Annotated in this window: 20 protein-coding genes, 1 tRNA gene and 1 other RNA gene; 17 read left to right on the top strand and 5 right to left on the bottom strand. The window is 70.4% G+C overall.

Annotation, left to right across the window (positions count from 1 at the left end; translation table 11 throughout):
* Positions 1–39: 39 nt before the first annotated feature.
* Complete coding sequence (locus V1227_RS23155) at positions 40–1,236, bottom strand: hypothetical protein (protein ID WP_329787647.1); 1,197 nt, start codon at positions 1,234–1,236, stop codon at positions 40–42.
* A 94-nt stretch (positions 1,237–1,330) separates the two neighbouring features.
* Positions 1,331–1,413, bottom strand: a tRNA-Leu gene (locus V1227_RS23150).
* Between the two features lie 60 nt (positions 1,414–1,473).
* On the opposite strand from V1227_RS23150, the gene V1227_RS23145 reads away from it, so the two are divergent.
* Positions 1,474–2,547: a bifunctional RNase H/acid phosphatase gene (locus V1227_RS23145; RefSeq protein ID WP_442916352.1), complete on the top strand. Its 1,074-nt coding sequence runs from the start codon at positions 1,474–1,476 to the stop codon at positions 2,545–2,547.
* Here V1227_RS23145 and V1227_RS23140 read toward each other — a convergent pair.
* Positions 2,540–3,061, bottom strand: a complete 522-nt coding sequence (locus V1227_RS23140; protein ID WP_329787646.1) for an NAD(P)H-dependent oxidoreductase — start codon at positions 3,059–3,061, stop codon at positions 2,540–2,542. The two genes, V1227_RS23145 and V1227_RS23140, sit on opposite strands and share 8 nt — an antisense overlap.
* Before the next feature lie 172 nt (positions 3,062–3,233).
* On the opposite strand from V1227_RS23140, the gene rnpB reads away from it, so the two are divergent.
* The 3 genes from rnpB to V1227_RS23125 all read left to right on the top strand — a co-directional run bounded on the left by rnpB (position 3,234) and on the right by V1227_RS23125 (position 6,498).
* Positions 3,234–3,614, top strand: an RNA gene (rnpB, locus tag V1227_RS23135) — RNase P RNA component class A.
* Between the two features lie 17 nt (positions 3,615–3,631).
* A complete protein-coding gene (locus V1227_RS23130) occupies positions 3,632–4,756 on the top strand; it encodes a threonine synthase (protein WP_329787645.1) in 1,125 nt (374 codons plus the stop codon).
* A gap of 155 nt (positions 4,757–4,911) precedes the next feature.
* Positions 4,912–6,498, top strand: coding sequence for a DUF6345 domain-containing protein (locus V1227_RS23125; RefSeq protein ID WP_329787644.1), 1,587 nt, complete (start codon positions 4,912–4,914; stop codon positions 6,496–6,498).
* 46 nt (positions 6,499–6,544) lie between these two features.
* Here V1227_RS23125 and V1227_RS23120 read toward each other — a convergent pair whose 3' ends face one another.
* Positions 6,545–6,808, bottom strand: a complete 264-nt coding sequence (locus V1227_RS23120; RefSeq protein WP_236220210.1) for a hypothetical protein — start codon at positions 6,806–6,808, stop codon at positions 6,545–6,547.
* A 415-nt stretch (positions 6,809–7,223) separates the two neighbouring features.
* Between V1227_RS23120 and V1227_RS23115 the strand changes: the two genes are divergently transcribed.
* The 12 genes from V1227_RS23115 (at position 7,224) to V1227_RS23060 (ending at position 18,407) form a co-directional block, all read left to right on the top strand.
* Positions 7,224–7,502 (top strand): hypothetical protein, encoded by a 279-nt coding sequence (locus V1227_RS23115; RefSeq protein ID WP_176960163.1) that lies wholly within the window; start codon positions 7,224–7,226, stop codon positions 7,500–7,502.
* Positions 7,503–7,505: 3 nt separating this feature from the next.
* Positions 7,506–7,982, top strand: a complete 477-nt coding sequence (locus tag V1227_RS23110) for a hypothetical protein (RefSeq protein ID WP_329787643.1) — start codon at positions 7,506–7,508, stop codon at positions 7,980–7,982.
* Positions 7,957–10,818 carry an ATP-binding protein gene (locus V1227_RS23105; protein WP_442916351.1) on the top strand — a complete coding sequence of 954 codons (2,862 nt, stop codon included), beginning with the start codon at positions 7,957–7,959 and terminating at the stop codon, positions 10,816–10,818. The genes V1227_RS23110 and V1227_RS23105 overlap by 26 nt, the downstream gene beginning before the upstream one ends.
* Positions 10,815–12,683 carry a hypothetical protein gene (locus V1227_RS23100; protein ID WP_329787642.1) on the top strand — a complete coding sequence of 623 codons (1,869 nt, stop codon included), beginning with the start codon at positions 10,815–10,817 and terminating at the stop codon, positions 12,681–12,683. Before V1227_RS23105 ends, V1227_RS23100 begins: the two co-directional genes overlap by 4 nt.
* A 12-nt stretch (positions 12,684–12,695) precedes the next feature.
* Positions 12,696–13,292 carry a hypothetical protein gene (locus tag V1227_RS23095; RefSeq protein ID WP_329787641.1) on the top strand — a complete coding sequence of 199 codons (597 nt, stop codon included), beginning with the start codon at positions 12,696–12,698 and terminating at the stop codon, positions 13,290–13,292.
* A 2-nt stretch (positions 13,293–13,294) separates the two neighbouring features.
* A complete protein-coding gene (locus V1227_RS23090; RefSeq protein WP_329787640.1) occupies positions 13,295–14,296 on the top strand; it encodes a C40 family peptidase in 1,002 nt (333 codons plus the stop codon).
* A 122-nt stretch (positions 14,297–14,418) separates the two neighbouring features.
* A complete protein-coding gene (locus V1227_RS23085) occupies positions 14,419–14,787 on the top strand; it encodes a hypothetical protein (RefSeq protein ID WP_329787639.1) in 369 nt (122 codons plus the stop codon).
* On the top strand, positions 14,784–14,978 hold the full coding sequence (locus tag V1227_RS23080; RefSeq protein WP_236220216.1) for a hypothetical protein: 195 nt from the start codon (positions 14,784–14,786) through the stop codon (positions 14,976–14,978). The genes V1227_RS23085 and V1227_RS23080 overlap by 4 nt, the downstream gene beginning before the upstream one ends.
* A gap of 18 nt (positions 14,979–14,996) precedes the next feature.
* A complete protein-coding gene (locus V1227_RS23075) occupies positions 14,997–16,403 on the top strand; it encodes an RNB domain-containing ribonuclease (RefSeq protein ID WP_329787638.1) in 1,407 nt (468 codons plus the stop codon).
* A 101-nt stretch (positions 16,404–16,504) separates the two neighbouring features.
* Positions 16,505–17,170 (top strand): NADPH-dependent F420 reductase, encoded by a 666-nt coding sequence (gene npdG, locus V1227_RS23070; RefSeq protein WP_329787637.1) that lies wholly within the window; start codon positions 16,505–16,507, stop codon positions 17,168–17,170.
* A complete protein-coding gene (locus V1227_RS23065; RefSeq protein WP_329787636.1) occupies positions 17,170–17,931 on the top strand; it encodes a helical backbone metal receptor in 762 nt (253 codons plus the stop codon). Before npdG ends, V1227_RS23065 begins: the two co-directional genes overlap by 1 nt.
* Before the next feature lie 50 nt (positions 17,932–17,981).
* Positions 17,982–18,407: an RICIN domain-containing protein gene (locus tag V1227_RS23060; RefSeq protein ID WP_329787635.1), complete on the top strand. Its 426-nt coding sequence runs from the start codon at positions 17,982–17,984 to the stop codon at positions 18,405–18,407.
* On the opposite strand, the gene pip is transcribed toward V1227_RS23060, so the two are convergent.
* Positions 18,404–19,345: a prolyl aminopeptidase gene (pip, locus tag V1227_RS23055; protein WP_329787634.1), complete on the bottom strand. Its 942-nt coding sequence runs from the start codon at positions 19,343–19,345 to the stop codon at positions 18,404–18,406. The genes V1227_RS23060 and pip overlap by 4 nt on opposite strands.
* 18 nt (positions 19,346–19,363) lie before the next feature.
* Between pip and V1227_RS23050 the strand changes: the two genes are divergently transcribed.
* Entirely contained in the window at positions 19,364–20,221 is an 858-nt protein-coding gene (locus tag V1227_RS23050; protein WP_329787633.1) for a glutathione S-transferase family protein, read from the top strand.
* Positions 20,222–20,224: the final 3 nt, after the last annotated feature.

Here is a 20,224-nt window from a genome sequence, read left to right as displayed (position 1 = left end):
GGCGGCCCTTTTGTTTCCTGCACGACAAGGCCCTCGTCGCTAACCGCGGTAGACGTTGTCGCGGTGCCACGTGAAGTACTGCCGGGAACCGGTGCGATGTGCCCCGCAACGACGGCCGTGCAGCTCGCCCAGGTGATCGCGCAGCCGGCCGCCGAATCCGTCCTCGAACCGGGCGAGAACGCGACCGGTGTCGTCCACGGTGACGTGACCGGTCTCGAACAGGCTGTCGCAACCGAACTTGCAGGCCAGCATCGCCACGTTGGTCAGGTCGTTGCGCTCGTCGTCGGTGCACAACGAACGCTTCTTGATGTGCGCCGCGACGAGGAACTCCTCCGGGTAGTGGTGTCCGCACAGGTCGCAGGGTGCGGAGGTCCGGCCGCCGAGCAGCAGCCTGCGCAGTTCCCTCTGCTCCTTGCGGGTCGTGACCTGTGCGGTCCCGTCGAGCACGGCGAACTTCCGGATGCGCACCGGGAACTCCGGGTCGTGCAACGTCACGACGGCGGGTCGGAGGGTGACGACCGTTCCGGGGATGGTCGCCAGCACGGCGCCTACGAACGCGGAGCGGTGACCGAGCTCGCCAACGTTCACGAGCACGGACCCCTGCGCGTACAGCTTCTCCAAACCGGCCTCGACGTCGCGGACGTCGACCCATTGCCCCTGCGGCGACCGGTCGGTGGTGACCAGAACCCGCTTCTGCTCGGCCTCGATGATGGTGTTCACGTTGCCGGTCACCGTCTCGATGGGATCGCCGATGAGGGAGCGCAGCAGGACCAGCGCGTCCGGTGCCTTGCCGCGGTCGGCGGGTTTCGCGAGATCCGTGGCCAGGCGGTCGGCGTCGTCGGCGGCGTAGCCGGGCACCCGCAGCCTGAGCCGGATCTGCTCGGTGGCGTCGCCGCTTTTGCCGATCTTGCCCTGCGCGCGGCCCAGCTCCTTGCGCAACGCCCCGATGTCGGGCGTCGCGGCCAGGACGACCCGTGAGCCGACGATGGTGCGTTCCGCCTCGGGCAGGTGCTTGACCTGAGCGGAGTCCACGACGCCGCTCTCCAGTGCTCCGCCGCGCTCGCGAAGGCGGCGGAGCAGGAGTTCCAGGACGAGGTTGTACTGGTGGTTGCGGCCGTGCGGACTGCCGTTGACCTTGCCGCCCGCGCTCCTCATGACCAACGCCAGGTGGTCGCCGTCCGGCTCGATCTCGAACTCGGCGTTGAGCACGACGCCGGCGTCGTCTGTTGCGCGCATGCCGGATCATCGGCGTCCGGCGAGGCGGGGTTACCCGGGCTTGGTGCAGCGGCAAAGCAAAAGGGCCCGTCCCGCAGGACGAGCCCTTCATCTGTGTCCGAGGGGGGACTTGAACCCCCACCCCCTTGCGGGGACTAGCACCTCAAGCTAGCGCGTCTGCCATTCCGCCACCCAGACTGATGTGAACAGGATACAGGGTGCCGGGAGGGGTCTGAACGCGGGGTTACGATCGGCCCCGTGAAGGTCATCGTCGAGGCCGACGGCGGGTCACGGGGCAACCCCGGACCTGCTGGTTACGGGGCCGTGGTCAGGGACGTTCGAAGCGGCGAGACGCTGGCCGAGCGCAAGGGGTTCATCGGGGTCGCCACCAACAACGTGGCCGAGTACCAGGGGCTGATCGCCGGTCTCAGGGCTGCCGGGGAGCTCGGCGCCGAGACGGTCGCGGTGCGGATGGACTCGAAGCTCGTCGTCGAGCAGATGTCCGGGCGCTGGAAGATCAAGCACCCCTCGATGCAGCCTCTCGCGAAGGAAGCTCAGGCACTCGCCCAAGCGTTCGAGGCGATCACGTACGAGTGGATCCCCCGCGAGCGCAACAAGCAGGCCGACCGGCTCGCGAACGAGGCCATGGACGACGAGAAGACGGAGAAGGCCGAGAAGGCCGAGGGCGCCCGGCAGCCGCACTGGAGCGGCGCTGTGGGGGAGCCCACACGGCTGATCCTGCTGCGGCACGGGCAGACGAAGCTGTCGGTCGACCGCCGCTACAGCGGACGGGGTGACCACCCGCTCACGGAGCTCGGGCTGGAGCAGGCGGAGAGGGCCGCGAAGAGGCTGTCCACACTGGACGGCATCGCGGCGGTCATCTCGTCGCCGCTGCAGCGGGCTCAGCAGACCGCGCGGAAGGTCGCGGACGCGGTGGACCTCGAGGTCGTCACCCACCAGGGGCTGATCGAGACCGACTTCGGCACGTGGGAGGGGCTGACGTTCGCCGAGGCGAGCGAGCAGGACCCCGAGGTGCACCGGAGGTGGCTGGGCGACACGAGCGTGAAGCCGCCGAACGGGGAGAGCTTCGACGAGGTGCACGCGCGGGTCAGGAAGGCCCGGGCGGACATCATTGCGAAGTACGGGGGCAAGACGATTGTGGTCGTCAGCCACGTCACGCCGATCAAGACGCTGCTCCGCCAGGCGCTGGACGTCGGGCCGCAGTTCCTGTTCCGGATGCACCTCGACCTGACGGGGGTGTCGATCGCCGAGTTCTACCCCGACGGGCACGCCTCGGTGAAGCTGGTCAACGACACCTCGCACCTCAGCTGACGCGGCGCAGGCGCGGTGTCAGGGCCGTGGTGAAGCGGTCGGCCGCCGCGTCCAGGGCCGCCGAGGCCGCGGGGGTGCGCACGTTCCGGTCCAGCACGAACTCGCCGCGCACGACCTGGTCGGCGCCCTTCGCGGCGAGCAACGGGTGCAGGGCGTAGTCCATCGCCACGAGGAAGCCCTGGCTGCCGCCGGTCGCCAGCGGCAGCACGGCCCGGCCGCGCAGGGCCTTCTTCGGCAGCAGGTCGAGCAACGCCTTGACCAGACCGCTGTAGGCGGCGCGGTAGACGGGGGAGGCGACCACCACGCCGTCCGCCGCCGGCACGCTGCTGACCGCGGAGGCGATCTCCGGGTCCCGCAGGTCCTCGGTGAGCAGCGACAACGTGGGCAGCGAGCGCACGTCGAGCAGGGTGACGCGGTGCCCGGCGGCCCGCAGCACGCCGGTCACGTGCGCCACGACGACGCCGGTGGGCGCGGAGTGGGACGGTGCGCCGGAGATGATCAGCAGATCGGACATGACAGGGCTCCCCGAGGTCGCGGACGGTGAGAACGCACTCAGCGGAGGCAACACAGGCTTGCTGCCACGTGGCCGTGGTCGACGTGGCGACGTCGTGTCATGGGCGAAGTCAACCAACGTCCGCACCGGTGGACAACCGGTTCCAGCCGCTGGGATATCCTCGGGCTGCGGATGAGTCGGCAGGGCGGCCGCGGCGCGCGAGCGTCGAGGAAAGTCCGGACTCCACAGGGCAGGGTGGTTGTTAACGGCAACCAGGGGTGACCCTCGGGACAGTGCCACAGAGAACAGACCGCCTCGGCGTCAGCCGGGGTAAGGGTGAAACGGTGGTGTAAGAGACCACCAGCGCCCCAGGTGACTGGGGCGGCTAGGTAAACCCCACCCGGAGCAAGGCCAAGAGGGCACGCGAGTGCCTGCGCGAGCGTTCGAGGGCTGCCCGCCCGATGCTCGCGGGTAGGCCGCTAGAGCCTGCCGGCGACGGCAGGCCCAGATGGATGGCCGCCGACTGGGACCTCGGTCCCACGAACAGGATCCGGCTTACATGCCGGCTCATCCGCCTGTATGCATGACGTCATGCTTTCGCACCTGGAATGCGCCCGTTGCGGCCGCGAACACGACGCGGACGCCGTCCAGAACCTCTGCCACGAGTGCGCCTCGCCGTTGCTGGCCCGCTACGACCTCACCCGCGTGCGGCGGCCGAACGACGACAACAGCCTCTGGCGCTACCGCGACGTCCTCCCGGTCCGCGACCCCGACCCCGCGTTCAGCCTCGGCGAGGGCATGACGCCGCTCGTGCCGCTGCCCGCGCTGAGCCGGGAGCTGGACGCGAAGATCCTCATGAAGGACGAGTCGCTCGTCCCCACGGGCTCGTTCAAGGCACGGGGCGCGGCCGTCGGCGTGGCGCGGGCCAGGGAGCTCGGCATCGAGGGCATCAAGATGCCGACCAACGGCAACGCGGGCGCCGCCTGGGCCCTGTACGCGGCCCGCGCGGGTCTGCGCAGCGTCATCGCGATGCCCGAGGACGCCCCGCTGATCACCCGCGAGGAGGTCGAGGCGAGCGGCGCCGAGCTGCGGATCGTGCCGGGCACCATCGCCGACGCCGGCAAGGCGATCGCGGACGTCGACCTCTTCGACGCGTCGACGCTGCGGGAGCCGTACCGCATCGAGGGCAAGAAGACGATGGGGTACGAGATCGTCGAGCAACTCGGCTGGCGCGTGCCGGACGTGATCGTCTACCCGACCGGCGGCGGTGTCGGGCTGATCGGGATCCACAAGGCGCTCCTGGAGATGCGCGAGCTCGGCTGGATCGACGGGGAGCTGCCGCGCCTGGTCGCCGTCCAGTCCACCGGCTGTGCGCCGATCGTCCGGGCGTTCGACGGGGGACGGGCCGAGTCGGCGTTCTGGGACGACGCCTACACCAGCGCGTTCGGCATCAACGTGCCGAAGCCGCTGGGCGACTTCATCATCCTGCGTGCCATCGCGGAAACCGGTGGCACCGCGATCGCCGTGACCGACGAGCAGATCGAGGCCGACCGGGCCGAGTGCGCGCGACGCGAGGGCGTCTTCCTGTGCCCCGAGGGCGCCGCGACGATCAGCGCCGTCCGGGACCTCCGGCGGTCCGGCTGGCTCGGAGCGCGGGACGAGGTGGTCGTGCTGAACACCGGAGCGGGCATCAAGTACCCAGCTGTCCGCCTCTAGGTTCGTTGCCGCGCCAAGGGTGTTACAGAACTTCGGCCGTTCGGGTGGTGCGTCCGGGGCGCCGTGCCACTCCCTGTATCACGGGCGGGAACACCCGATCCTCCTGTCAGACGGCCGGCCCCTGCAGCCGGCCGTCACCCAGGGAGGGAAAAGACATGCAACGCAAGCTGACGGTGGTGCTGGCCCTGTCCAGCCTCGTCGCCGCCGGGGCGGCCGGTGTCGCGCACGCCGATGCCACGGAGCTGCCCGTGTACGGGGTGACGAGCTCCGGTCTCGACCAGGAACAGGCCCAGAGGCTGCAACGGGCCTTCGGCCTCGAGGACGTCCAGAGGTCTGAGGCGGGCGCGGTGGCGTTCGCCGACGAACGCCGCTACCAGTACCTGCCGACCGTCGACAAAGGACAGGGCAAGCCCGACGAGGACGGCAACGCCACCACGCAGACCGCGCTCGACACCGAAGCGTTGAAGCGCATCAGGACCATCTCCACCGAAGAGGCCACCAAGCGCGCCCAGGAAGGGCTCCGCGCCGCCGGTGTCCTGCCCGCCAACGCGACGCCGACCGCGCAGCACACGACGTTCGAGCTCGCGGACCCCAACGGCCGCAACGCACTCACGGCCAACCTCGACACGAGCGTGTCGTACACGTTCCAGCTCGGCGGCCTGCCGCTGGAGGGCGAGGGCGCGAACATCCGCGTCTCGTTCGACGCGCAGGGCGTGACGGCGGTCAGCCACGCCACCCGCACCTACGACGAGGCCGGCACCGTCAAGGTGAACGACCTCGCGCACGGAGCCAAGCTGTGCGCCGAGTACCTGGGCGCCGAGGTGAAGCCCGACGTCTCCTACGTCTACGTCGCACCGCCGCTGGAGCAGGGGGTCGACAGGATCGAGCCGTCCTTCCGCTGCACCGGCCGCGACTCCGACGGCGGCGCCCCGCAGGCCATCACCCTGCCCGCAGCGGTCGGCGCCGAACTGCCCGTGCCGCAGCCGCCGCAGTCCCCGCGCCCCGAAGCGCGGTCCGAGGTCCAGGCCGGCGGCACCCAGGTCGGCAGCGAGGGCACCGGCACCTGCTCCGGCCTGCCGAACACCGTCGCGAACATCGGCACGTTCAACACCGAGGCGGGCAACCACGGCATCCCGCAGGCGTTCAGCTGGCTCGACCACAACGCGTGGGAGAGCGACTTCAAGGACCCGGCCTTCGCGGGCGGCCAGGACACGCGCTGGGCCGACGACGTCGACCTGACGTACTGGCAGGGCCACGGCAGCGGCACCGGCTTCTACTTCACCGGCTGCTCGAACCACAACGACACCAAGCTCTCGAACACCGAGGCGCGCTGGGGCAACGGCGACGTCGAGTGGATGAGCCTCTTCACCTGCCTCGTCCTCGAGGACTCGACCGGCGGCCAGAACTGGGCGCAGCGCTGGGGCCAGGCGTTCCGCGGCCTGCACCAGATCAACAGCTTCACCACGGTCAGCTACAACTCCGCCAACCACGGCGGCAAGTTCGGCCACTACATGTGGCGCTCGCCGTTCCTGTGGTGGAACAAGCCGATGAAGGTCCGCGACGCGTGGGCGCAGGCCAGCATCGACACGCAGCCCGCGTCCGTGCGCTGGGCGACCATGGGCGTGTACCTGCCGGCGACCGGTGGGCTCGGCAACTACGACGACTACTTCTGGGGCAAGGGCGCGGTCGGGCCCGACTACGCCTCGACCGGCTGGTTCTGGAGGATCTCCGGCACCTCGTGACCGTCCGCCCGGTCGTGCGGCCCGGTGACCTCCCGGTCGCCGGGCTTCACCGGTTCGCCGGCCGCCCCGACGGCATCCGCAGCACCGGCCGGAACGGCTCCCCGCCGTTGTAGAGCTCCTCCAGCTCCGTCACGTACGCCAGCACGGCCGGGTTGACGATGTCGGCGAGCGACCGCACCCCCGCCTGGGGTTCGTACGACGCGAGGTAGGTGGCCGCCGCACGGGCCCGCTCGAGCACGGAGCGGTCGAAGTTGATCGTCCGCTGGACCCGGCGCCGGGATTGCGGGGTCTGCCCGGTAGGCTCGTCCACGCCTGGAGCACTAGGGGAGGCTGTGATTCCGTCCACACTTCCGTCCGGCACGAGGTCAGGTTCGAGCATGGGCGAATCTCCTCGGAGTCGTCGCTCCGGGCCGCACCCGCGGCGGGGTCGCGAACCGGCCGTTCAGGGTATTCACATGAGTGTGCACGTGCGCGGGTTCAGGACGCACGCACTGTGGGTGACCAGCGCGTCCGCAGTCGGGTGAACCTTGTCGGCGACGGAGAGAATCTTGGGCCGGGTGTTCCCCACTGACGTCTCCTCAGTGATGATGTGTCGGCCAGATTAGACGTAATTCTCCCCAGGGGGAACGGCCAGTTGATCAACAGCCCGCAGCAACAGCCCCACACGTCGTGACGAACTCGTGTTCTACTCGTAGCGCCAGCCCCCGCGCACTCTGGAGTAAGAAATGACCGCCATGGACCTGGTGACACTCGCTCAGCAGCAGCCGACGGTGCCGGGCACAGGCAATGTCCGGAACTGGATCCTGGACAACATCGTCCCGCTGCTCCTGCTGACAGTCGCGCTCCTGCTCCTGTGGCTGGGCGGCGGCAAGGGCGACAACGCGGGCGTCATGCGCCGCCTCGGCGGCGTGATCGTCGCTCTGGCCATCATCGGCCTCGCCGTCACGACCGACGCTGGCGCGAACATCGGCCAGTGGCTCGCCGGTTTGTTCGTCGGAGGCTGACAAGTGCGGGTCCGCACCGACGACGAGGTCTACCGGGTCGACGCCGTCTGGCTTGGCCCGCCCAAAGCGACTTTCCCCTGGCGCGCGCGATACGTCGCGTGGGGCGTCGGGATCGTCGTTTTCCTCCTCGTACTCACGATCGAGCGCCAGATGGGCATCGGGTTCGGGTTCTTCTCGACCGCGTGGGCCCTCGTCGCGACGATCATCCTCACCAGGTTCATCACCCAGCGGATCAGCCATGAACGGCCGCTCACGGCCGTCATGTCGATGTGGGTCCGCGAGCTCACCGCACCTCGAGAACGCACGGCCAGCACCGGCGGAGCGGCCAGCGCCGCCCGGATCCGGGTCAGCCCGCAGCGGCCTCGTCCCAAGTTGAGCAAGAAACAACAACAACGGGCGAGACAGCAGGCCCAGCCCCGCCGGACGTCAGACAGCCGTAAGAAGGAGGTTCGCGGTGTTCGGACGCCGGCGAGACCGTGACCGTCGCTCCGCCCAGCACATCGCCCAGCACGCCGCGGCCGACCCCCGTGAGCGCGACAGGGCCGCCTATTCCAAACGCGGCCGCCGCCTGCCCGGCGAGCAGGCCGTGCCGAGCTACACGCCGTCGATCAGCGCCCGCAGCATCGACGGTCACCTGCTGCGCACCGGCCAGGAGGTCTACGCCTGGTACCGGCTCGCGCCGCAGCGCTGGTCGTTCCGCAGCGACTCGCAGCGCCAGGACCTGATCGCCGCCATCGCGGGCCAGTACGCCGAGCTGCAGGGCCGCTGGATGCACCTGCGGGTCACCACGCGGCCGTACCCGATCCGCATGTGGGCCGAGGCGCACGTGCACAACGCCGTCAAGCGCCTCCCGGACACCCCCGGCACGCTGTCGTTCGACGACTACATGGTCGGCGAGCAGCAGCAGCTGATGGGCCGCTCGATGGCCGAGAAAGAGGTCTACCTGGGCGTCCAGGTGCAGACCCGCAACATGATGGACCGCGCGGTCGAACGTGCCGCTCCCGTGCTGCGCAAGGTCTTCCCGGACGCCGTCGACGCCGAGCTGGTGGCGCTCGACTCCGAGGTCGAGCACCTCGACCAGGTCATCGGGTCCGCGGGTCTCGAAGGCCGTCCCGCGACGGCCGAGGAGATGTCCTGGCTGATGCACCGGTCGTGCTCGCTGGGCCTGCCCGCGCCGCGCAACCTGCCCGCCGTGCCGGGCGCCGCGTGGGAGCCGGAGGACCTGGCCAGCTTCACCGACGCCGCGGACTTCCACCAGGAGCCCTACTCGCCGACGGTCACCGTGCGCGGCCGCACCGGCTCGAACGCGGGCATCAAGCGCCACGTCGCCGTGCTCACGGTCGGGCTCATGCACGGCCTGCAGATCCCCGAGGTCGACGACCCGTGGGTGCAGCGCGCGGACCGGCTGCCGGCGTCCGTCGAGTGGTCGGCCCGCATCTACGTGCGCAGGCCCGAGGAGGTCTCGGGCGAGCTGTCGCGGCAGATGAGCAAGGTCCGCTCGCAGGTCCGCCACTACACCGACGAGCACGAGCTCGAACCGCCGCAGTCGCTCGCCCGCCAGGCCGGCCGCGTGCTGGAGATCGACGACGAGATGACGTCGGGCTTCACCGCGCTGGGCACCCGGGTGCGCAGCTGGTGGCGGCTCGCGGTCAGCGGCCCGACCGAGCGCGAGGCCCTGCGCCTCGCCCAGTCGTTGCTGGAGCTCTACAAGCCGAAGATCGCGATCGAGCACCCCGAGGCCCAGTACGCGATCGCCCGCGAGTTCATCCCCGGCGAACCGCTGTCCAACGGCGCGTACCTGCGCCGCGGCAGCGTGTTGTGGGCGGCCAGCGCCGTTCCCACGGCGACGGCCGAGGTCGGTGACCGCCGCGGCATCCTGCTCGGCGAGACCGTCACGGCCACCCGCCGCCCGGTCGCGTGGGACCCGTGGATGGCGCAGGAGCTCCGCGACGCCTCGGGCCTCACGGCCATGGTCGCGGGTCTCGGTGCCGGCAAGTCGTTCCTCGGCGGCGGCATGGTCTACAAGACGCTGCGCGCGGGCGCCCACTGGACGTTGCTCGACCCGTCCGGCCCGCTCTCGGCGCTGTGCGACCTGCCGGAGCTGCGGCCGTACGCGCGGCCGATCAACCTGCTCAACGCCCAGCCCGGCATCCTCAACCCGTACCGGGTGGTCGCCGAGCCGATGATCGAGCACTTCCTCGACGAGGACGACCCGGAACGGGCCTGGCGCCGGGAGAAGGCCCTCGCGGCCGCCACCCGCCGCCGTCTCGTGCTGGACGTGCTCACCGGCCTGCTGCCGTTCGAGGTCGCGCGCCTGCCGCAGACGCGCATCGTGCTGCTGCGCGCCGTCCGCACGGTCGGTGGCCGCTTCGACGCCCACCCCGGGCTCGTCTTCGAGGCGCTGCGCCGGGACGCGTCCGAGCACCACGAGCACGCCGTCGTGGTCGCGGACTTCCTCGACGAGATGCGCGAGCGCATGTCGCTGCTCATCCCCGAGGAGAACCACGACCCGTACAACGAGGTGCGCGACGACCGCCTCACCGTCCTCACGATGGCAGGCCTCAACCTGCCCAAGGACGGCGTCGGCCGCGAGCACTGGACGGACGCGGAGTCGCTCGGCGTCGAGATGCTGAACCTCGCCGCCTGGCTCACCCAGCGCTCGATCTACGAAAAGCCCAAGGACCAGCGCAAGGGAGTCTGGATCGACGAGGCGTTCTTCCTCTCGGAGGTCCCGACCGGTCGCGTGCTGATGAACCGCTTCGCGCGTGACTCGCGCAAGTGGAACGTCCGCGTGCTGCTGTCCAGCCAGATCCCCGCCGACTTCCTCAAGATCCAGGGCTTCGTCGCGCTGCTCGACTCGGTCTTCGTCGGCCGTCTCGACGACGACCAGGCGCAGGCGGACGCGCTGCGGCTGCTCAAGGTTCCGGTCGGCGCCGGCTACGAGCAGGTCGTCGCCTCACTCGGCCGCCGCCCCGGTGGCGAGCGCACCGCGACCGAACGCGACCGCGCGCCGAGGCAGTTCATCTTCGGCGACGGCGCCGGTGGCGTGGAGCGGATCCGCATCGACTTCAGCGGCCCGCACCTGGAACACCTGCGCAACGCCCTCGACACGACGCCCGATGCCAAGCGCGACAACGGCAAGGGCGAACTCGTGCCGGCGGACGACCACGAAGCGGCTCCGCAGCCGCCCGCCTACGTGCCCGACGAGATCGACGACGAACTGGCGGCGGACATGGAACTCGGACTGACGGAGGAAGAGGCCCAGCTGGTGGGCCACGGTGACGGCACCAACCGCCGCCGGGACGGCGGCGCATGACCGCGCTGACGATCGTGCTCGCGATCGCCGCCTTGCTCTGGGCGAGGCGGCGGTTCGCGCTGCGCACGTCAGCGAAGTCCCGCTCGGTCATGGCGGTGTCCGTGATCCTGGCGCTGCAGGTGGTCATCGGTGCCCCGATGGCGCACGCCCAGTCCTGCAACGACGCACCCAACCCGGAGCGGCCCGGCGCGGGCATGGTCGGCGCGCTCGACCCGCCGGTCGGCAACGGCCTGCCGGGCTCGGCGTACCTCGACTACGGCTACGCGGGCATGGTGTGGCACTACCACCAGGCCAACTGCTCGATCGTGCCGAACGCCAACGCCACGCTCGACACGTGGGCGGGCAACGAGCTCTTCAGCATCGGCAAGAACATCGTCGGTGCCACGAACGCGTTGCACTACACCGTGATGGGCCGCGGTCTGCTGGTCCCGCTGGACGACGCCGTGAAGAACGGTGTGCAGAAGGTCTACGACAACGTCTACCTGCGCTGGTTCGGGCTGGTGGCGTTGATCCTCGCGATCCTGATGTTCCGGCAGATCTGGACCGGCGACTTCGCCACGATCTCCAAACGCGGGCTCTGGGCGCTGGCGGCCATGTGGCTGGCGACGTCCACATTGGCCTTGCCGCAGTTCTACAACCTCCTCGACAACACGCTGGTGTCCAAGACGTCGGAGATCCAAGCCGGGTTCATCGAGGCGCCCGAAGAACAGGGCACGCTCCACGTGCTGCCGACGAAGTTGCACGACGCCGTCGTCTACCAGAGCTGGCTGCGCGGCGCGTTCGGCACGCCGGAGGCGCCGCAGGCCGCCGAGTACGGCCCGCGCATCCTCAAGACGCAGGCGTGGACGACGGCCGAGATCGCCGAGGGCAAGGACGGCGACCAGGCCGCGCTCGACGCCAAGAAGGCCGAGTGGAAGGCGCTGGAGGCCCAGCTCGGCACCGCCAAGGGCTACTTCGACGGCACCGACGGCAGCCGCACCGGCGCGGGTTTCCTCGCGCTGCTGCAGTCCATCGCGTTCTCGCTGTTCCAGCTGTTCGCGAAGGCCGCGGTGCTGCTGGCCCAGCTGCTGCTGCGCATCCTGACGCTCGCCGGTCCGCTCATCGGCCTGGTCGCGCTGCTGCACCACGACCTGCTGCGCAAGGTCGCCCGAGCCGCCGCCGTGACGATCTTCAACGTGCTGGTGCTCGCGGTCCTCGCGGGTGTCCACGCGCTGCTGCTGCAGGCGATCTTCAACGCGACGGGGCTGTCGCTGCTGACGCGCACGTTGCTCGGCCTGATGCTCACGCTCGTGTGCTTCGTGATCGGCAAACCGTTGCGGCGCATGTGGCAGATGGTCGAGATGTCCGTCGGCTCGGCGAGCAACGTCCTGCCGATGAGCGGGGGCGTGTGGTCGAAGATGATGGGCCGCAAGAAGCAGGCCGGACCGACGCCGCAGGACGAGTTCTGGGAGTCCGTGCGCGACAGCGACGCGGGCGGCGAAGAGGTGCCGCAGCGCGGTCGCGGCCGCGTCCGCCCGGAGGCCTCGAACCCGGTCATGGCGACGGCGCAGCGGCTCGACCGCGACTCCCAGTCCGGCCAGATCATCAGCGGGCCGGACGGCAACGGCGTGCGGGCGGGAGCGCTGCCCGCGGGCTCGGGCCCGGCGGCACTGCCCGTCGCCCGCTCGCGCGTGGTCGACAGCCCGCCGGTCACCGACAGGCAGTGGGACCGGGTCGACGACGCGGTGCTCGTGCCGTCGCGGACCGGCGGCTACTCCGCTCCCGTGCAGGAACCCCGCAGGGCCGAGACAGAAGTGGTGGCAGGACGTCCGGTGCACGTGATCTACCGACCTTCGCGTGGCTTCGAAGTCCGGGACAACAGCTGAGAGGGGGCGTAAGTGCCGATCCGGACCAACCGCGGCCGTGCCGCGGTCTACCGCAGGCTGTGGGGATGGCCGCTGCGTTCCCCGCGGCACCTGGCCGCGTCGATCATCATCTTCGTGGTGGTGGTCGTCGCGCTCGGCCTGATCATCCCGAGGGTGCTGGACCGCGAGCCGGCTGACCCGTCGGCGGCCGGTCAGCCCTCGACGTCGGCGCAGGGCACCCAGGTGGGCCAGCTGCCGTCCAGCGCCACGTCGCTGCCGACCAAGGTGGCGCCGCCGTCGATCTCGGCGTCCGCCGCGCCGCCGCAGGCCGACGCGCAGCTGATCGCCGAGCTGTGGGCGGAGAACTGGATCAAGCCGCCGCCGGACGACGACGTGAACAAGTGGCTCGCGCAGCTCCGCCCGTACACCACGGAGGAGTTCCTGGCACAGATGGCGACCATCGACCCGAAGAACGTGCCCACCAAGATCACCCAGAAGGTCAAGGCGAAGAAGTCCTTCACCTCGTCGGCCGACTTCGAGGTGGGCACGGACTCGGGCAAGGTCGTCATCACGCTGGTCAAGACGCCGGCCAACGAGTGGCGTGTGAACAGCTACACGAAGGCGGACTGACGATGCGCGTGCTGGTGCTGATCGGAGCCCTCGCAGCCGTCGTGGTGATCGCGGTGACGACGTCGGGCGTGACGCAGGTCGTCAGCAACTCCACGAACCCGGCGGCGGGGGCGAACTTCGCGCGGATGAGCTGCAACGCCGCCATCGGCCCGTGGGACGCGGGCGGCGGCGACAAGGGCCGCCACGACGCGTCGCGGCTCAACGAGGAGCAGCGCAACATCGTCGCGCGCATCATCTCCATCGGCCAGGAGCGCAAGCTGCCGCCGCTCGCGTGGCAGATCGCGATCCAGGCGGGCATGACCGAGTCGGGCCTGCGGCCGCTCAACTACGGCGACCGCGACTCGCTGGGCATCTTCCAGATGCGCCCGTCGATGGGCTGGGGGACGCCGGCCCAGGTGACCGACCCGACGTACTCGATCAACAAGTTCTACGACGTGCTGCTGAAGGTGCCGGACTGGGAGAACAAGCGGCCCGGCGACTCGGCGCAGGCCGTCGAGCGCTCGGCGTTCCCCGACCGCTACCACAACTGGGAGGCCATGGCCGCCTTCCTGCTGGGCGAGCTCGGTGCCGTCAGCGACCCGGCCGGCTGCGGTTCGGGCGCGGGCCAGTTCCTGCTGGCGTCGAACGCGGCGGGCATCGCGATCCAGTTCACCAAGGAACAGCTGGGCGAGCCGTACCTGTGGGGCGGCAACGGTCCGGACGCGTGGGACTGCTCCGGCATCCTGGTGAAGGCGTTCCGCGCGGCCGGGGTGCAGATCCCCCGCGTGGCGAACGACCAGTACGAGAAGGGCGGCGCCCACCTCCCGGTGCGCGACGCCCAGGCAGGCGACCTGATCTTCTGGGCCACCGACACGTCGAACCCGCGCACGGTGCACCACGTGGGCATGTACCTCGGCGGTGACGAGTACATCCACGCACCTCAAACGGGTGATGTCGTGAAGATCAGCAAGATCAACTGGAACTACCACGAGTTGATGCCGCTGGCCGTCCGGCCGGGCGTGTAGATCGCGGGGAGGCGCTGCATGTTCAACCACGACCCCATCCCGAGGCCTTCCGGACCGCCCGCGTCGAGCACTCCGGTGCGTGACTACATGGCGGCCGGTGCTCCGGGGTCTCGGCGGACTACGTGGTCATCCCACGTGCCTTGGCCGAGGCCATGCCGCTGCCGTGGCAGCAGCACCTGACGCACCTGCTGGCGGACTTCCACCGCACGTACGGCCACCTCAACTGGCCGATCTACCGCGTGGTGCCGTCCCGCTACGAGAAGCTGGGCGACCTCGACGAGGACCAGCTGGCCGAGGTCGGCGCGATCATGGAGATCGACTCCGACGGTTCGCTCGTCTACCGCGACCGGTCCGGACGCAAGATCGAGAACGCCGAGGACCGCACGGTGCTGGTCTCGTGTTTGGACCCGATCCCGGCGGAGTACGCCAACGCCAACCAGTCCACGCCGCCGCGGGGATTCCCGGCGCCTTTGGGAGGCGAACGCGTATGAGTGACAGCAGCGGTTGGTACTTCTGCCTGACCCACCAGGCGGTGGAGCACGGCAAGGGCTGCAAGGGCCCCGACCGCATGGGCCCCTACCCGGACGAGGCCACCGCGGCCCGAGCCCTGGAGATCGCGAGGGAACGGACCAGGGCGGCCGACGAGTCCGACAAGAAGTGGCGCGGCGACGACGAGGACTGATCGGCTTAGGCTGTGCGGGTGGCTTCACTGGTGATCCGCACTGGCCGTGCTGACGTTTCCTTCGACGGCATCCGCACCGAGTTCGGTCTGCCGTCCTCGTTCCCGGCAGCCGTTCTCGCCGAGGCGGAGGCGGCGGTCTCCCGCGACCCGGGAGACCGCCCCGACCTCACCTCGATCCCCCTGCTGACGATCGACCCACCCGGCGCGAAGGACCTGGACCAGGCCCTCTGCGTGACGAAGGGCCCCGGCGGCTTCACCGTCCACTACGCGATCGCCGACCTCGGCACCTTCGTGACGCCGGGCGGCCCCCTCGACACCGAGGTCCGCCGCCGCGGCCAGACCCTCTACCTCCCGGACGGCAACGTCCCCCTGCACCCGACGGTCCTCTCCGAAGGTGCGGCCTCGCTCCTGCCCGGCGTGACCCGTCCCGCGGTCCTGTGGACCTTCGAGTGCGACGCCGAAGGCAAGCCCACATCCGTCGACGTGCGCCGGGCCCTGGTCCGCTCCACGGCCCAGTTCGACTACGCCGCGGTCCAGGAGTCGTTCGACGCGGGCACCCCGCACCCCTCGGTGGCGGCCCTGGCGGAGTTCGGCCCCCTGCGCCGCGCCTACGCGCGGGAACGCGGCGCCATCGAACTCCAGCTCCCGGAACAGGAGATCGAGTCGAACGGTTCCGGCTGGCGCCTCGTCACCCGCCCCCGGACCGAGGTCGACTCCTGGAACGCCGAGATCTCCCTGATGACGGGCATGGCCGCCGCCGAGATCATGATCGAGGCCGGGGTCGGCATCCTCCGCACCCTGCCGGACCCGGACCCGGAGGCGGTGAAGTCCCTGCGCAAATCCGCGGCGGCCCTCCAGGTCCCGTGGCCCGGCGACCTGTCCCCGGGAGCGTTCCTGGCAGGCCTCGACGCGAGCACCCCGGAAGCCCTGGCCCTCTTCACCGACGCCACCCGCCTGCTGCGAGGCGCGGGCTACTCGGCCTTCCACGGCGAGCTCCCCGAACTGACCACCCACGCCGGCGTGGCCGCCCCGTACACCCACGTCACCGCACCTCTGCGCCGCCTCGTGGACCGCTTCGCCACCGAGGTCTGCCTGGCCGTCACCGCGGGACAGGACCTCCCGGCCTGGCTCGCGGAGGCCCTCCCGCAACTCCCGCCGCTGATGGGCGCCTCCGACTCCCTGGCCGCGAAGGTGGACCGCGCCGCCCTGGACCAAGTGGAAGCCCAGGTGCTGGCCGGGCGCGTGGGCCAGGAGTTCGACGCCGCCGTCCTGCGCTCCAACGAGAACGACGCCGAGATCTTCGTGGCGGAACCACCGGTGCTCGCCAAGTGCTCGGGGAGGAACATCCCGGAAGGCGAACGCATCCGCGTGAAGCTGACCGAGGCGGACCCGGCGGAGCGCAAGGTCAGGTTCGAACGCGCCTGACCACACAGGAAGCCGGCGGGGCCGCGCGACCCGACCAGACCACTGCCCGACAAAGGTCACTTTGCACAGCCACCCCCACCCGCCCGTGTGAAGATGCAGGGGTGACAGACATTCGTGACCTCACAGTCGGCGTCCTCGGTGGCACCGGAGCCCAAGGCAAGGGCCTCGCCATCCGCTGGGCCAAGGCAGGCGTCAAGGTGATCATCGGCTCCCGCAGCGCCGACCGCGCCGAACTCGCGGCAAAGGAGATCGTCGAGGCGGCGGGCGGCGACGTCAGGGGTGCGGACAACTCGGACTGCGCCGCGGATTCGGACATCGTCCTCGTGGCGGTTCCGTGGGACGGCCACGGCGACCTCCTCGCCGCCCTGCGCGACCAGCTCGCCGGCAAGATCGTCATCGACTGCGTGAACCCGCTCGGCTTCGACAAGCAGGGCCCGTTCGCCCTACCCGTCACCGAGGGCAGCGCCGCGCAGCAGGCCGAGCTGCTGCTGCCGGAGTCCCGGGTCACTGCCGCGTTCCACCACGTGTCCGCCGTCCTGCTCGCCGACCTGTCGGTGTCCGAAGTGGACATGGACGTCCTGGTGCTGGGCGACGACCGCGAGGCCACCGACACGGTGCGCGCGCTGGCCGAGCTCGTGCCCGGTTTCCGCGGCGTGTACGGCGGCCGGCTGCGCAACGCCCACCAGGTCGAGGCGTTCACCGCGAACCTCATCGCGGTCAACCGCCGCTACAAGACCCACGCCGGTCTGAAGATCACGGGAGTCTGATGCTCCCCGTCGACGACCTCGGTGAGCCGGTCGCACTGGACCGGCCGCGCAGAGCGGTCAGCCTGGTGCCGTCGATCACCGAGGCCGTCGCGGTGACCGTTCCGGACTCCCTGGTGGGAGCAACGGACTACTGCACGCATCCGTCCGGTTTGGACGTCGCGAGGATCGGCGGGTCGAAGTACCCGGACGTCGACGCGGTGCTCGCGCTCGCCCCGGACCTCGTGATCGCGAACTCCGAGGAGAACCGCCCGGAGGACGTGGACCGGTTGCGCGCCAACGGGATCAACGTCTGGGTGACCGAGGCGCCGAAGACCGTCCCGATGGCCCTGGGGTCGCTGCGGCGGCTCTTCGGCCTCGGCTGGGACCTCGAACCGGACTGGCTCACCAGGGCGGAAGACCTCTGGCGCGACGCGAAACCGGCCGCGCTCACCGCGCTGGTCCCGGTCTGGCGGCGTCCGTGGATCGTCGCGGGCCGGGACACCTTCGCCACCGATGTGCTGCGACGCCTGGGGTTCGAGAACGTCTACGCCACCCACGACGAGCGCTACCCCAGGCCGAGCCTCGAAGAGCTGAACTCGAAGCGCCCGGACGTCGTGGTCCTGCCCGACGAACCGTACGAGTTCACGCACGAAGACGGCCCCGAGAGCTTCCCCGGCCTGCCGTACGTGCTGGTCAACGGCAGGCACCTGACGTGGTACGGCCCGTCGCTCGTCGAGGCGCGCCGCAGCCTGGAACGGGCGCTCGCCTACGGCCAGGGTTGACAACCCCGGGTGGATTCGGAGGAACGCCCGCGCTGCCAGGATCCTCGCCCATGGGGAAACCAGCCGCGATCATCGCGACAGCCGCCGCCGCGACCGCGCTCACCGCCGTTCCTGCCCACGCCGAGCCGGTGGTCGTCTACCAGCTCGCCGGCACCACCCGCTGCCTCGCCGACACCGGCACCAACGTGGTGCTGAGGACCTGCGACGAGGTCTCGGACGACCAGCGCTGGATCGTCCCGATCAGCGGCGGCGTCGACTGGCCGCACAACATCGCCAGCGACAGGTGTCTCGGCGTCACCGGCACCGGTGACGTCCTGGGGCAGACGTGCGGCGGCAGCGCCTCCCAGCGCTGGCGCCGCGTGCCGTCCGGGGCCGCGTTCCAGCTCCGCAACGCCGGCACGGGCAAGTGCCTCACCGCCACGGTGACCGTCGCGGCGTGCACGACGTCCAGCGCGAAGTGGGTCGGGCTCCGCTAGTCGCGGAACCGGTCCGTCGCCTCCAGCAGCGCGGACAGGATGCCGGGCTCGTCGTAGGCGTGCCCGGCGTCCGGCACCAGCACCAGTTCCGAACCGGGCCAGGCCCTGTGCAGGTCCCACGCCGACACCGCGGGCGTCGCGACGTCGTACCGGCCCTGCACGATCACGCCCGGGATGCCGTCCAGTCGCTTGGCGTCCCAGATCAGCTGCCCCTCCTCGAACCAGCCACCGTTCACGAAGTAGTGGTTCTCGATCCGCGCGAACGCCAGCGCGTACGACGGCTCGGCGAACGCCGCCACCAGCTCCGGCCGCGGCAGCAGCGTCACCGTCGCGCCCTCCCACGTGCTCCACGCAACAGCCGCCGGCCCGTGCACCTCGGGGTCGGGCGAGGACAGCAGCTGCGCGTACAGCTCGACGGGATCACCCGCCAGCCCGGCCAGCGGCGCCGTGAACTTCTCCCACAGGTCGGGGAACAGGTGCGCCGCACCACCGCGGTAGTACCAGTCCACTTCGGACGACCGCAGCGTGAAGATCCCGCGCAGCACCAGTTCCGAGACGCGGGACGGGTGCTTCTCGGCGTAGGCGAGCGCCAGCGTCGAGCCCCAGGAGCCGCCGAAGACCTGCCACCGCGAGATGCCGAGCGACTCGCGCAGCAGTTCCATGTCGGCCACGAGGTGCCAGGTCGTGTTCAGCGACAGGTCGTCCGTCGTGGAGGCGTGCGGTGTCGAACGGCCGCAGCCGCGCTGGTCGAACAGGACGATCCGGTAGGCCGACGGGTCGAAGAGACGCCGGTGCGCCGGGGAGCACCCGCCACCGGGACCGCCGTGCAGGAAGACGACGGGTTTGCCGGACGGGTTGCCGCACTCCTCCCAGTACACGAGGTTGCCGTCGCCGGTGTCCAGGTGGCCGGACGTGTGGGGCTCGATCTCCGGGTACATGGGCTTATCGTCGAGCACATGGCGCAGTTCACGAAGGAGACGTCGGCCACCGGCGCGTTCGTCCGGCAGCCGAACCGCTTCACCGCACGCCCGGAGCCCGAACCGGGCCGCTACCGGCTCGTCGTGAGCCTCGCGTGCCCGTGGGCGCACCGCGCGGTCGTCGTGCGCAAGTTCCTCGGCCTCGAGGAGGCGATCTCGCTGGCGGTCGTCGACCCGATCCGCGACGAACGCGGCTGGCGCTTCCCCGAGACCGACCCGGTCCTCGGCATCGACCACCTCAAGCAGGCCTACGACAACGCCGACGAGCACTACGAGGGCCGCGTCACGGTCCCGGCGCTGGTCGACACGACCACCGGGCAGGTCGTCACCAACGACTACCCGCAGATCACCCTGGACTTCAGCCTGAAGTGGCGCCCGGAGAGCACCCTCTACCCGCGGCACCTCCGGGACGAGGTCGACGCCTGGATCGAGCCGATCTTCCACAACGTCAACAACGGCGTCTACAAGGCGGGTTTCGCCACGTCGCAGGAGGCCTACGAGGAGGCGTACGCGAACCTGTTCGCCGAGCTCGACCGGATCGAGGAGCACCTCGCGACCCGCACCTACCTGGTGGGGGAGCAGCTCACCGAGGCCGACGTCCGGCTCTGGACCACGCTCGTCCGGTTCGACGCCGTCTACCACGGCCACTTCAAGTGCAACCGCAACAAGCTCACGGAGATGCCGAACCTCTGGCGGTACGCGAAGCGCCTGTACGCGCAGTTCGGCGACACCGTGAACTGGGACCACATCAAGCGCCACTACTACGTGACGCACCACCGGATCAATCCGACCGGGATCGTGCCGGCGGGCCCAGACCCGGAGGTCTGGACCCGCTGAAGG

The organism is Lentzea sp. DG1S-22 (assembly GCF_036321065.1).
GTDB classification, from domain to species: Bacteria; Actinomycetota; Actinomycetes; order Mycobacteriales; family Pseudonocardiaceae; genus Lentzea; species Lentzea jiangxiensis.
The sequence above is the reverse complement of the archived record's forward strand: the minus strand, read 5'-3'. Positions and strand labels throughout refer to the sequence as shown.